13 protein-coding genes and 1 pseudogene are annotated in these 12,859 nt (G+C 66.9%); 8 read left to right on the forward strand and 6 right to left on the reverse strand.

Annotation, left to right across the window (positions count from 1 at the left end; genetic code table 11):
* The first annotated feature begins 150 nt into the window (after positions 1–150).
* On the forward strand, positions 151–729 hold the full coding sequence (locus M3E84_RS11395) for an IS3 family transposase (protein ID WP_259896325.1): 579 nt from the start codon (positions 151–153) through the stop codon (positions 727–729).
* A gap of 427 nt (positions 730–1,156) precedes the next feature.
* Here M3E84_RS11395 and M3E84_RS12530 read toward each other — a convergent pair whose 3' ends face one another.
* The 3 genes from M3E84_RS12530 to M3E84_RS11410 all read right to left on the reverse strand — a co-directional run bounded on the left by M3E84_RS12530 (position 1,157) and on the right by M3E84_RS11410 (position 2,201).
* Positions 1,157–1,537, reverse strand: a complete 381-nt coding sequence (locus tag M3E84_RS12530; RefSeq protein ID WP_259896326.1) for an antirestriction protein ArdA — start codon at positions 1,535–1,537, stop codon at positions 1,157–1,159.
* Positions 1,534–1,677 (reverse strand): hypothetical protein, encoded by a 144-nt coding sequence (locus M3E84_RS11405; protein ID WP_259896327.1) that lies wholly within the window; start codon positions 1,675–1,677, stop codon positions 1,534–1,536. Before M3E84_RS11405 ends, M3E84_RS12530 begins: the two co-directional genes overlap by 4 nt.
* 203 nt (positions 1,678–1,880) lie before the next feature.
* Positions 1,881–2,201 (reverse strand): hypothetical protein, encoded by a 321-nt coding sequence (locus M3E84_RS11410; protein ID WP_259896328.1) that lies wholly within the window; start codon positions 2,199–2,201, stop codon positions 1,881–1,883.
* A gap of 291 nt (positions 2,202–2,492) precedes the next feature.
* On the opposite strand from M3E84_RS11410, the gene M3E84_RS11415 reads away from it, so the two are divergent.
* The 5 genes from M3E84_RS11415 to M3E84_RS11435 all read left to right on the forward strand — a co-directional run bounded on the left by M3E84_RS11415 (position 2,493) and on the right by M3E84_RS11435 (position 7,183).
* Complete coding sequence (locus M3E84_RS11415) at positions 2,493–4,451, forward strand: class I SAM-dependent DNA methyltransferase (protein WP_259896339.1); 1,959 nt, start codon at positions 2,493–2,495, stop codon at positions 4,449–4,451.
* A complete protein-coding gene (locus M3E84_RS11420) occupies positions 4,448–5,515 on the forward strand; it encodes a restriction endonuclease subunit S (protein WP_259896329.1) in 1,068 nt (355 codons plus the stop codon). The genes M3E84_RS11415 and M3E84_RS11420 overlap by 4 nt, the downstream gene beginning before the upstream one ends.
* Positions 5,512–5,625 carry a recombinase family protein gene (locus M3E84_RS11425; RefSeq protein ID WP_259896330.1) on the forward strand — a complete coding sequence of 38 codons (114 nt, stop codon included), beginning with the start codon at positions 5,512–5,514 and terminating at the stop codon, positions 5,623–5,625. Before M3E84_RS11420 ends, M3E84_RS11425 begins: the two co-directional genes overlap by 4 nt.
* Positions 5,595–5,978, forward strand: a complete 384-nt coding sequence (locus M3E84_RS11430; RefSeq protein ID WP_259896332.1) for a recombinase family protein — start codon at positions 5,595–5,597, stop codon at positions 5,976–5,978. Before M3E84_RS11425 ends, M3E84_RS11430 begins: the two co-directional genes overlap by 31 nt.
* A 39-nt stretch (positions 5,979–6,017) precedes the next feature.
* A protein-coding gene (locus M3E84_RS11435; protein ID WP_396415619.1) for an IS3 family transposase occupies positions 6,018–7,183 on the forward strand; the annotation gives its coding sequence in 2 pieces (ribosomal slippage) (positions 6,018–6,287 and positions 6,290–7,183; 1,164 coding nt in all).
* Between the two features lie 208 nt (positions 7,184–7,391).
* Here the strand turns inward: M3E84_RS11435 and M3E84_RS11440 are convergent.
* Both M3E84_RS11440 and M3E84_RS11445 read right to left on the reverse strand, forming a co-directional pair.
* Entirely contained in the window at positions 7,392–7,700 is a 309-nt protein-coding gene (locus M3E84_RS11440; RefSeq protein WP_259896341.1) for a recombinase family protein, read from the reverse strand.
* Between the two features lie 93 nt (positions 7,701–7,793).
* A pseudogene (locus M3E84_RS11445) lies at positions 7,794–8,135 on the reverse strand (recombinase family protein); the annotation flags it as partial.
* An 814-nt stretch (positions 8,136–8,949) separates the two neighbouring features.
* Between M3E84_RS11445 and M3E84_RS11450 the strand changes: the two are divergent.
* On the forward strand, positions 8,950–10,404 hold the full coding sequence (locus M3E84_RS11450) for a sodium:solute symporter (protein ID WP_259896333.1): 1,455 nt from the start codon (positions 8,950–8,952) through the stop codon (positions 10,402–10,404).
* Between the two features lie 60 nt (positions 10,405–10,464).
* Here M3E84_RS11450 and M3E84_RS11455 read toward each other — a convergent pair whose 3' ends face one another.
* Positions 10,465–11,388 (reverse strand): ornithine cyclodeaminase family protein, encoded by a 924-nt coding sequence (locus tag M3E84_RS11455; RefSeq protein ID WP_259896334.1) that lies wholly within the window; start codon positions 11,386–11,388, stop codon positions 10,465–10,467.
* A 137-nt stretch (positions 11,389–11,525) separates the two neighbouring features.
* Between M3E84_RS11455 and M3E84_RS11460 the strand changes: the two genes are divergently transcribed.
* A complete protein-coding gene (locus tag M3E84_RS11460; RefSeq protein WP_259896336.1) occupies positions 11,526–12,728 on the forward strand; it encodes an acetyl-CoA C-acetyltransferase in 1,203 nt (400 codons plus the stop codon).
* Positions 12,729–12,859: the final 131 nt, after the last annotated feature.

A 12,859-nucleotide genomic window follows, 5' to 3' on the forward strand; every position in this document is an offset into this window, starting at 1 on the left:
GTGGTCAGTGACTGTCCCATCTCACAGGAGATGTTGCGCTGACCGCTTGAATCCGCCGATCCTGAAGTCGGCCTCGGCTTTTTCGCAGCGGAGCTCGAGCGCCCACCGCGTTGATCGTTCAGTTCATCGACCAGCACAAACAGGAGTTCGGTGCTCACACCGATCTGCCGCAGGCTCACCGCAGCGGGCGCCCAGATCGCGCCTGGCACCTACGACGCCTTCAAGACCCGCCCGCCCTCGAAGCGGACGATTCGGGACAAGGAGCTGCTGGTCCAGATTCGCCGTGTCCAGGCGAAGAACTTCGGGGTCTGCGGCGCGAAGAAGCTCCGCGCTCAGCTGCGCCGAGAAGGCGGCATGGTCGCGCGCTGCACTGGGCAGCGACTGATGCCGGCGGAAGGACTTCGCGGGATCACTCGTGAGAAGGGCCGGCGGATCACGCTTGCCGGCGATGGCCCGGACACTGGCCTTGACCTGGTCGAACGGGACTTCACCGCGACCGCCCCGAACCAGCTGCCGGTCGCGGACATCACCTGCTGGCGCACCGTCGCGGGCTGGGTCTACGCCGTGTTCGTCACCGATGTGTTCTCCCGCCGTGTGCTCGGCTGGCAGCTGTCGACGTCGCTGCCGGGCCGACCTCGCCCTGGACGGGCATCGACGAGCTCGAGATCGCGACCGCTGAGTACTTCGACTGGTTCAACCATCGCCGGCTCCACGGCGAGGTCGGCATGATCCCGCCCGTCGAGCTCGAGGAGAACGACCATCACCACCAGACCGTGTCGGCGGCCGCCGACGCGGCACTTGCGAGCCTCTAACAAACCCGGGACGATTCAGGGCTGTGGGTGCTCGCGTTGGCTGTTGTGGTCGGTGGGACGGTGGCGCTCGTGGCGTGGGCATCGAAGCGACTCTACGAGTGGTATCGGGGCTGGTGAGGAGCTCAAAAGATGAACCCCAGCCCGCGAGTGCTGGGGTTCTTCTTCTGGGGGCAGAGGTTGCGGAAAACGTATACGCCATCGCCGGGGGCATCTTCGACTGTGTAGTCATGTCGCAGGTCACGGGTCCAGGAGTCCCAGTTGAAGTACCGCTGGGCATCCTCGGGCCAGCCAGTCATCATCCCGGTGGACTCGACCTGATCCTCGGCGTGCTCGCGGAAGCTATCTCAGGTGCCCGCGTTCCGCTCAAGGAAGTCCGGGACTGACGGGATCTCGCCGGTGCCCTGCGCGACGTTGCAGCCTGAACGCACCCAGGCGCACAGTACGGGCCACAGCTCCTCGCCGACCTCCTCGTAGACCTCGCCCCACTCCGCAGCCTCCAGGAGGTCCATCTCGCGGTCCACAGGGAGGGTGTCGACGTCCAGGCACCACAGCTCCTCGCACTCACTGGTCACGCGGTATTGCCCACGGTGGACAGCGGCGAGATCGACGTCCTCGGCGTCGGCGCAGCCGAACCAGAGCCCAACCAGACGGCCGGCGTTGTAGCAGCTCAAGCAGCCCACCCAGACGCGCGGGACGTAGCTGATGCGGATGGTCGTGGCGGTCATGACGGGTCTCCTTCGAGAGGCAGGCGGTAGAGGCTGTAGAGACCGCGCTGGTGGTCGATCAGCAGCCAGTAGTGGTGGGTGTTGGCGCAGGTGGAGTGGACCTGATGCGAGTGTTTCTGTAGGTCAGCGACGGTTAGCATGTCCTGCGGGTACAGCAGCGCGGCCGCGTCGTTCTCGCGGCGGCAGTCCCAGCGCGCGAGGACTTCGGCGACTGCATCGGCGCTGCCGCCCAGCGCGTTAGCCTCGCCGACGACATGCTCGTAGTCCTCGCCTTGGTCGGTGACGATGTGGACAAGGGGCAGGTCGGTGCGCAGGCATCGGAAGCCGGTCTCGAGCTAGCTGGTCACAGGCCCACCACCGCGTCCAGCACGCGTACGCGGTAAGCGCGTGATGAGAAGGGCCCGATGCGCAGAGACTCCAGGGGTGCTACGACGCCAGCGAGGACCAGTGCATCGGCCAGGCCTGCGTGCTCAGACCAGTCCTTGATGAAGACCTGACCTGGCTCGGCGACGTAGCCGTAGACAGAGAGGTCGGTGGACAGGCGCTCCACACCTTCCTCATCGAGGAGGTCGAGCGTGCCCGCGCCGCGGTCGTGCCGGATGTGCCCGGTGAGCGTGAGGTGCGAGAGGATGAGGCTGACGGGCAGTGCGGTGGTAGTGGACATGGTGGTCTCCTTCAGTCGGTTCACCTCCACGCCAGACGCGGCCCTGCCGCGTCCCGGATGCTCGCCCCAGGGCGGTGCTGAGGCCAGGGCGACACAGTGTCCACAGATCGGTGCCGCGGTTATCTGACGTGCGGTAAAATCCTCGACAGAGATATTGGACACTTTTCCGGGCCGTTCTCGGGGTCGTGGGGCTACTCGGCGGAGTGTCCAGGAATCGGACCGATCATTTGACATGGGAGAGACGGGGACCGGATGGCCAACGAGAGGAGCACGGATCAGTTTGTGCGCGACATGCTGCGGGAGATCGGCTTCCCGCGCCCGTGGGAGCAGAGCTGCAGCGACGCCCCCGCGTATATCTACAACGCCTTGGAGGGCGCCTCCAAAGGTCAGGGTGGCGGGCGCGGCAAGCCTGAGTTCGTCATCGAGTCGGGCGACTTCATCGTGGTGATCGAAGACAAGCCGGGCTTCGAGCAGCTGATGGTCCTCGACGACGAGGGTGAGGTGGATCTGACGTTTCCTGCCCGCCAGGACTACGCCTTCAACGGTGCGCTGCACTACGCCCAGGCCCTGAGCAGCCGCGCCGGCAAGAAGGTCTTCGCCATCGGTGTCGCTGGTAGCGAGGCTCACAACGGCATCAAGGTGGCCTTCTCGGCACCGAACCGTCGCCCGAAGGTGCTGGAAAACGAGGTGGACACGTTTACCAGCTTCGCTCCCGATACGATCGGTGAGTTCTACCGGGTCGCGGTGCTGGGAGAACTCCCACAGGAGGAGAAGAACGTCCGCGAGATCCGGGCTGTCGCCAAGGAACTGCACGAGGGCATGCGGAACTACGCGTCCCTGGAGAATGAGCACAAAGCGACCCTGGTGTCGGCGATCCTGCTGGCGCTGAAGTACCAGCCGGAGTTGCTCGGCGATCTGACGGGCGACCAGCGCAGCGGCTATCGGGATGGCGAGAAGGTGTATACCGCCGCCAAGGAGTACCTGGAGAGTGATGAGGCCGACCTTGGGCCGAAGCAGAAGGTCGGCATCATGCTTGACCGGTTCAAGTTCATCCAGCGCCACGTTCTGCTCAACAAGCGGCACCGCGACCTGGGAGAGACCCCCCTGCGGCACTTCGTCGAGAAGCTGGACGTGGACGTCTTCAAGGTCGTCTCCGACCCGGCATACAGCGCCTTCGATGTGCTGGGCAACTTCTACGGCGAGTTCGTCAAGTACGGAGGTTCCGATGGCAACTCCCTGGGGATCGTCCTGACGCCGCACCACATCACCGACCTGATGGCCGAGCTGATCGACGTGAACTGCGACGACGTCGTCCTTGACCCGACTGCCGGCACGGCGGCGTTTCTGGTCGCTGCGATGCGTCGGATGTTCCACGATGCCGACCGTCGTTTCCTGGAGGGTCCGCAGCGCGACGCCAAGCGGGAGGAGATCAAGCGGTTCCAGCTTCACGGTGTCGAGCTGCAGGAGAAGCTCTTCGCCGTCGGCACGACCAACATGATTCTGCGGGGCGACGGCAAGGCGAACTTCCAGCGCAACTCGATCTTCGACGTCTCCCACGAGGGCTTCTTCCCGGCAGACCCCGAGCGTCCAGCGGGTATGGACGGGTTCACCAAAGTCCTGATGAACCCGCCCTACTCCCAGTCCAAGGACAAGACGACCCGTCACCTGTCGGAGTTGTCGTTCATCTACCACGCTCTCGGTCAGCTGAAGGTGCGGGGCCGGCTGGCGGCCATCGTGCCGCAGTCGGCGATGGTCGCCAAGACCAAGGAGGACCGTGAGCTCAAGGCGAAGATCCTGAAGCATCACACGCTCGACGCTGTGCTCACGATGAATCCGGACACGTTCCACGGCGTCGGCACCCACGTCGTGGTGGCCCTGTTCACTGCAGGTGTGCCCCACCCGGACATCAAGAAGACGGCGTTCGTGGACTTCCAGGACGATGGCTACAAGGTCCGGCAGCACCTCGGTCTGGTTGATGACGGGCGTGCCGAGGACCGCCGGAAGCACCTGCTGTCTGTCCTGAACGACGGAGCGCCTGACGACACGCGCTTCATCGTGCGCTCCGAGGTGACGGCCAAGGACGAATGGCAACACTCGTACTTCTACTTCAACGATCAGCCGCCGACGCAGGCGGAGTTCGAGAAGGTCTTTGCCGACTACGTGACGTGGCAGGTGGACATGCACACGCACGGGCTGGGGCACCTGATCGGACCTGCTGCCGTGGAGGACGAGGGCGGTGAAGACGAATGAGTGATCTGCTCGACAGTGTCCAGTTCCGAGCTGTACCTCTGCTCGATGTGTTCGACTCAATGAAGGCTTCAAGCGCCTGGTACGACAAGGTGCATCTGAAAGGTGGGGACGGAGAGAACCTGTACCTGAGCCAGAGCCTCAGTGGGAACAGCGTCGCCGGTATCGTGGCCGACCAGGACGCGACCCCTGAACCGGGCAACTGCATCACCGTGACTCTGAAGACTCAGGCGACTTTTTACCAGCCAGTGCCGTTCTACACGGCTCAGAACTTCTTGATTTTCCGCCATGGGGAACTCAACGAGGCGACTGGCCTTGTCCTCGTGGCAGCGATGCGCAAGGCCTTTGAGAATTTTTCGTGGGGTTACGGCATCTCGATGGCTCGCCTGATGCGACTGCGCATCATGGTGCCGGTGCGCGCTGCGGCTGACGGCTCGGATGAAGCGGACTGGGAGACGATGCAGCATTTCGGTGAGGCGCTGCTGTCTCGTGCTCGCGGGATGGCCCCGTCTCCTAGCTTGAACGCGTCCGTCACTAGTAGGCCGCACCTGTCCTTCGAGCCTTGGTTCATCACTGATGTCATCGAGTCGATGAAGCCTGCAGGTGGGTGGTTCGACCTGAGCAAGGCGAAGACCGGCGGAGATGCAGAGTATCCGTACGTTGCTAGGAGCGATCGGAGCAATGGGGTTGTCGCGTTTCTCCCCCGCCAGGGGACAAACCCTTTGAATCCGGGGAACGCGATCACGATCGGTGTGTCCACCTCGACGGTGTTCTATCAGCCCGTCCCGTTCTATACGAGCAAGGAGATCCAGGTGCTGAGGCACCCGCGTCTCACGGCAGCCTCTGGACACGTTCTGGTTGCCCTGCTCAGGAGCCAGGTGCAGAAGTTCCAGTGGGGTAATGGGGCGTCGATTGAGCGCCTCAAGGTGACCCGCATGCTGGTGCCAACTGTTGCCGACTCTGCTGGCGGTCGCGCTGTGGACTGGGATGGCATGGAGCAGTTCGGTTCCTGGCTGCTCCAGTTGGCCGAGACTCGTCAGGCCGAGGCCTTGGAGGCGACTTCGTGAAGACCGGCTACGCCCGCGTGAGCATCCGCGACCAGGAGGGCTCCCTGGAGGGGCAGGAGACCGCTCTGAAGGCCGCTGGGTGCAAGCGGGTGTTCTCACGGACCGCCTGAGCGGTGCGAAGCGCGACAGGCCCGGCCTGGCGGCTGCGCTGGACTACATGCGCGACGGCGAGGACACGCTCGTCGTCGCGCGGATGGACTGGCTCGGCCGATCTTTGCCGGACGCCCTGCCCACGGTGCAGAACCTCGCCGACCGTGAGATCGGCCTGCAGGCGTTGGACGTGCAGCTGGACACCAGCACGGCTGCGGGCCGGTTGATGGTGAACATGCTGCTGACCGTGGCTGACTGGGAGCGCGATCTCTTGCGCGAGCGCACGTGGGAGGGCCTGGCACGAGCCCGGGCTGCAGGCAAGCGGCCGGGGCCTTGGCCCAAGGGGACTGCCGCACGGATAGGTGACATCTGATCTGGCTTGCCCGGAGGGCGGCCTGGAAGGATGTGCACCATGCCCGCTCCCTACCCCCAGGAGTTCCGCGAAGACGTCGTGCGAGTGGCCCGGTCCCGTGAGGACGGCATCACCATCGCGCAGATCGCGAAGGACTTCGGCGTCCACGAAATGACGCTGCACAAATGGATTCGCCAAGCCGACATCGACGACGGCAACCGCCCCGGCAGGACACGGGAGGAGTCGACCGAGCTGCGCGAGGCCCGCAAGCAGATCCGGCTGCTCCAGCAGGAGAACGAGGTCCTCCGCCGTGCCGCGGCCTACCTGTCCTAGGCGAACCTGCCGGGAAAAGGTTCTACCCGCTCGTGAGTGAGCTCGCCGTCGCCGGCATCCCCGTCGCGGTGTCCCTGCGGGTTCTGAAGCTCTCCCGCCAGCCCTACTACCGCTGGCGCCACCAGCAGGTCACCAAGGCCGAGGTGGTCGAGGCATACCGGTCCAACGCGTTACTGGACGCTCACCTCAACGACCCCGAGTATGGCTACCGGTTCCTGGCCGGCGAAGCGGCAGAAGCCGGTGAGCAGATGTGTGAGCGGACGGCGTGGAGGATCTGCCGGGACAACCAGTGGTGGTCGGTGTTCGGGAAGAATCGCGGCAAGAACGGGAAACGTCCCGGGCCGCCGGTCCATGACGATCTCGTGAAGCGGGACTTCTCCGCCGATGACGTCAACGAACTGTGGCTGACCGACATCACAGAGCACTGGACCGACGAGGGAAAGCTCTACCTCTGCGCCATCAAAGATGTGTTCTCCGGCCGGATCGTCGGCTACTCGATCAGCGACCGTATGAAGGCGCGACTGGCGGTGAACGCCCTGGACAACGCCGCTTCCCGCCGCGGTGACGTCGCTGGTTGCATCGTGCATTCGGACCGTGGGTCTCAGTTCCGGTCACGGAAATTCGTGCACGCCCTGAACCGTCACCACCTCATCGGATCCATGGGCCAGGTCGGCGCTGCCGGCGATAACGCCGCGATGGAATCGTTCTTCGCACTGCTCCAGAAGAACGTCCTGGACCGGAAGCGGTGGCGGACCCGCGACGAGCTCCGGATCGCGATCATCACCTGGATCGAACGTACCTACCACCGCCGTCGCCGACAGGCCCGTCTGGGTCGATTGACCCCCATCGAATACGAGACCATCATGAACCCCGCCGTGGACCTCGCGGCCTGAAACCCCAACTGTCACCTGTTCGTGCGGCAGTCCCGTGACCGTCGATGCACCGGTAGCTTGCGTTGTATTCCTGGGCTGCACGTCCCCCGTCCTTGCGCTTGGCGGGGTGTGTGCGGGCTCGCGATGATCGGACCGAACCTCCGCAGACCCCGCAGGTGGGGATGCCGGAGAGCAGGTGGGCTCGGGCTGTGCCCTGGTGGTTCGGGGGCTAGCCGACGAGCAGCCCACGGGCGGCCAGGAGATGGTCCCGCTCGATGATCGGGTCCCACGCGCCGGGCACGCAGTCCTCGATGGCGACCTTGGCCTGGTCGTTCTGCCCCTCTGGCTGAGCGGGTGGGAGGAGGGCTGCGTAGTGGGGGTTGATGAAGATGCGGCGCAGGGCCGAAGTATGCCAGCGGAAGCCCTCGCGCGTCCGGAAACCGTCGGCGGTCAAGTCGCGGGCGATCTGGCCGAGGGGTGCCTTGGCCGGGAACTCGCTGAAGATGCGCTTGACGATGGCGGCTTCGTCTGCGTCGATGCGGAATCGAGTGCCCTTCTCGTCGCGGTCGGCGGCGCGGACCCACCGGTACCCAAAGGCAGTTCGTCCGGCGGACGGGTGGCCCTTGGCGCGGTGCCCCTTGGCGTACCGGGCGGCACGGATGGTCTTGAGCCTGACTTCGCGCTCGGCCATCACGACCAGGAGCTTGAGGGTGGTGTCGTCCTCGTGGGTATCGATGCCACCGCGGACGGTCAGCACACGTACATCGCGCTTGGGAGGGCGGAGTTCGAGAACGTCCGTGAGGCTGCGGGTGAGGCGGTCAACGTCGTTGGTGAGCACAGCCTCGAACCCGCCCGCGTCGAAGTCCGCGAGCATGCGCGCCCACTGGGTCTTCACTCCACGGGCCGTGGTCCCACTGACGTCATCGTCGGGGTAGGCGTCGATGACTGTCCTCCCGCGGCGCTTGGCCTCGACGCGGCAGTCCTCAAGCTACTGGATGATGCCCTGCGGTTCCTCGACGGACTGCCGAGCATTGATGGCGACAGGTGGTGAACTGGTCATGAACTAAGTATGCCCCAGTCGATAATTAGTAGCCGTGGGCGGTCCCGCGGAGGTCGCCCATGACAGATCTCTATCAACAGGTCGTGCGCCAGCGCTGGGGGTCATCCCGCGTCTACACGCTGTACCTCGTGCTGGGGACTGCCGCATGGATAGGTGACATTGTCACCTGATCGTGCGGCAGTCCCCCGCCGCCGATAGGAGACCTGGGTGATCTGCGCTTCCTGCTCTCGGCCTTCCAGAGCCAGATCGTCATGCTGACCTGCGTCATGGGATTGTGGTTCTGCCTGCAGGAGTCATTGATCGCTCTGCTGCTCTTCCTGGCCGGGGCCTTCTGGTGGCTGACGCGCGCCGTCCGGAACGAGATCGATCGGGCTCCGGCCTGACGGCGGCTCAGCGCGGCGTTGACCAACTGCTCCGCCGGTCCAGACGGTGCCAGTTCGGCCTTGCAGTGAAGCGAGAGCTGATGCGGCCCGTCAGATGGCTCCCCGAGGCTGAGGCGAGGGACGGTGGTAGCGAGGCAGTCCAGCAATGGGGAGCGGGATGGATCCGAGCCCGAGGCCCCGGCGTGGTGGACGTCACCGCCCAGGCCCTCGGAGACAATGGCCGGGTCCTGGCCACCGGCGCGCCGACGGGCTGACGGGCCGACGGGCTCCGGCCCGCTGTCAACAACCCAGCCTGCCGCGTGTGACCGGCGACGACCGAGTCCCCGCAGCACCTGGAGCAGCCCATGAACATCGCCATCATCGTCCTCTACCTGATCGCCATGGTCGCGATCGGACTCATCGCGGCCCGTCGGGCCCGCAGCGCCGAAGACTACCGCGTGGCCGGGCGCCGGCTCGGGCCGGTGTTCTACACCGGGACCATGGCCGCTGTCGTCCTCGGTGGAGCCTCCACGGTGGGCGGCATCGCACTGGGGCACACGTACGGGCTGTCCGGGATGTGGCTCGTCGTCGCGATCGCCGTGGGCGTGCTGGCGCTGAGCCTGTTCTTCGCCGGACGGATCGCGTCGCTGAAGATCTACACGGTCTCCGAGATGCTGGCTCTGCGCTTCGGGGCGGGCATCGCCTCGCGCGTCTCCTCGATCGTGATGTTGGCCTACACCGTGATGCTCGCGGTGACCTCGACGTCCGCCTACGCCTCGATCTTCACGGTGCTGTTCCCCATGGGGCGGACCTCGGCCATCCTGCTGGGCTCGCTGGTGGTCATCGCGTACTCGTGCCTGGGCGGCATGTGGTCGATCACGCTGACCGACATGATGCAGTTCCTGTTCATGACGGTGGGCATCTTCGCGATCCTGCTGCCGTTCTCGCTCAGCGCCGCCGGCGGATGGTCGGGCCTGGGGGAGCGCCTGGACGCCACCTACTTCTCCCTGGACGGCATGGGCTTCCAGTCGATCGTCACGATGTTCGTGGTCTACGGCTTCGGCATGCTGATCGGGCAGGACATCTGGCAGCGCGTGCTCACTGCGCGCTCACCGCAGACCGCCCGCTGGGGCGGCGTGGCCTCGGCCGTCTACATCGGCATCTTCGGCGTGGCCGGTGCGGTGATCGGCATGGCCGCCGCCGTCGTGCTGCCCTCGCTCGAGGTTCCCGACGACGCCTTCGCCCGCATGGCTGTGGAGCACGTCCCCGCGGGGCTGGGCGGCATCGTGCTGTCGGCCGGTGTGGCGGCCATGATGTCGACGGCCTCCGGGGCGCTGATCGCAGCCGCCACGGTGGCGCGCGTGGACGTGCTGCCCATGCTGAAGGGTGCTGTCTCCAGCATGGACGGTGGCGAGGAGGAGGTCTCCGGCGACCGCCGCTACATGATCGTGCTCGGTGTGGCCGTGACGATCTTCTCGGTCCTGGTCCCGGATGTGGTCACCGCGCTGACCATCGCTTACGACCTGCTGGTCGGCGGGCTGCTGGTCGCGATCCTGGGCGGGCTCACCTGGCGGCGCGGCAACGCGGTGGGTGCTGCGAGCTCGATGGTCGCCGGTGCGATCGCCGTGGTGATCGGGATGCTCGCCTTCGGCGTGATGGCCAATGCGCCGATCTACATCGGCCTGGCGGTCTCGGCGGTCGTGTTCGTGGCTGTCTCGCTGGCCACCCGGCCAACGGATCCCGAGGTGCTGCAGGTCTGGGATGAACGGCTGGCGGCTCGGGAGAGCGCTGCTCCGGAGGAGCGGGCCTCCGCGGCCTGATCAGCCCGACGACGGCGGGGCGTGCACTTCAGCGGTGCACGCCCCGCTCGTCTGTGTCCCTCAGTCCTCCAACACCCCGACGGCGACGGCCAGGTCCTCCCAGGACATGCCCGTGCCCTTGAAGACATTCGGGCGGTCGTCGCGCCGTGCGACCTCGCCCGTGAGGAGGCTGCGCAGGGGGACGAGGTCGGACTCGGCCAGGGCGCCGTCGTCGAGGGCCATGACCACGTCACCGGCCTCGCGCAGTGCCGCCGCCGGATCCTCGACGACGACCAGCGACCGCCCCATCAGCGAAGCGTCCAGCTCGCGGCGATCCGGTTCGTGCGAGCCCATGGCGATCACGCAGGCGCCATCGGGCACCAGGGAGCCGTCGAACAGCGGCTCGGCAGCGGAGGTCGCGCACACGACGATCTCCGCCTCGGCCACCGCATCGGCGGTGCCGGCGACGACCTGCGGGCCGAGCTGGCCCAGCTCGGCGACCAGATGCTCGACCTTCTCCGGGTTCCGCCCCACGATCGTGACGCGCTCGAGCGGGCGGATCGCCAGCATGGCGTGCACGTGGGCCTCGGCCTGCGGGCCAGTGCCGAACACCACCAGATGCTTCGCCTCGGCCGGAGCGAGGTCCTCGGCGACGGCCGCCGAGACGGCCGGGGTGCGCAGGGTGGTCAGCGCAGCACCGTCGAGCAGAGCCGTGGGCGTGAGCGTGCGGGTGTCCATCAGGAGATAGGTCGCCTGGATGCGCGGCAGGCCGAGCTGCGCGTTCTCGGGGGACACGGTGGCGACCTTCACGCCGGTCCACTGCGTGAGCGTCGAGGGCATCAGCAGCACGTGCCCGGTCCCGGCCGGCACGCCGATGCGGTGCGGATCCTCGGAGGGGTCGAAGCCGTCGAGGATTACCTGCCGGATCAGGCGACGGGCGCGATCGGGGGAGATGCGCCGGGCGATCTGCTGGGCGGTGAACCACTCGGGCTGGGTGTCGGGCATGGCGGGGCTCCTTCGCTGCGGGGCGGGTGCTTCGAGGAACGCTACGGCTGTTCAGTGGACGTGAGTCGATGGGGCTTGAGCTGTCGGAGCCTCGCTTCACAATGGTGAGAGGAATCACAGCAGAAGGAGACCTTCCCATGACCGCAGCATCCGCCACCACCGACCCCGTCATCGTCGGAGGCGCTCGCACGCCGTTCACCCGGCTGCTCGGGGCCCAGGCTTCGCTGAGCGCCGTCGAGCTCGGGACCGCCGCCATCCGTGGGGCGCTCGAGCGCTCCGGGGTGCGGGCCGAGTCCGTGGACACGGTGCTCATGGGCCAGGTCGTCCAGGCCGGCGCCGGTCAGAACCCGGCGCGCCAGTCCGCGATCGCCGCGGGCATCGGCCGGGACGTCCCCGCCATGACCATCAACAAGGTCTGCCTCTCGGGGCTGGCCGCGATCATCGACGCCGCCCGTCTGGTGCGACTGGGGGAGGCCTCGGTGGTGGTCGCCGGCGGCCAGGAGTCCATGACCAGCGCTCCGCACCTGCTGCCGGGCTCTCGCACCGGGCACAAGTACGGGACCGTGGGGCTGCTGGACTCCGTGGCCCACGACGGCCTCACCGACGCCGACACCGGCGAGTCCATGGGCCTGCTGACCGAGCAGGGCAACGTGCAACGCGGCCTCAAGCGCGCCGAGCAGGATCAGGCTGCGGCAGCCTCGCACCAGCGGGCAGCTGCCGCTCAGGCGGACGGGATCTTCGCCGACGAGATCGTTCCCACCGAGATCCCGCAGCGCAAGGGCGACCCGGTGACGGTCAGCCAGGACGAGGGCGTGCGTCCGGACGCCACCGCCGAGTCGCTCGGCAAGTTGCGTCCTGCCTTCTCGAAGGACGACGACGCCTCCGTCACCGCCGGCAACTCCTCGCCGCTGACGGACGGGGCGGCCGCGGTGCTCGTGACCTCGCGGGCCTACGCGGAGGAGCACGGACTGCAGATCCTGGCCTCGATCTCCGGGGCCGGACAGGTGGCCGGACCGGACACCTCTCTGCACTCCCAGCCCTCGAACGCCATCAAGGCCGCGCTGTCCAAGGCCGGGTGGACCGCCGAGGCGCTGGACTTCATCGAGATCAACGAGGCCTTCGGCGCCGTCGTGTGCCAGTCGCTGGCAGATCTCGACTACCCGCTCGAGAAGACCAACATCCACGGCGGGGCGATCGCCCTGGGCCACCCCATCGGCGCCTCGGGCGCTCGCCTGGCGCTGACGGCGGCCTACGAGCTGAGCCGACGCGGCGAGGGCAAGGCTGCGGTGTCCCTGTGCGGCGGCGGCGGACAGGGCGATGCCCTGCTGCTGAGCCGGTGAGGGGACGTGCGCTCGCGGTGAGGCCTCACAGCCGCACGTGCTGCAGGGTGTCCGCGGGAAGCTGACGCGCCTCGGGGCGGGCACCGGCGGGATCGTCGTGCGGGTCGTCGTCGGGGTGATCGTCGAGCCCG

This window comes from Kocuria sp. p3-SID1428, assembly GCF_025149945.1.
Classification (GTDB): domain Bacteria; phylum Actinomycetota; class Actinomycetes; order Actinomycetales; family Micrococcaceae; genus Kocuria.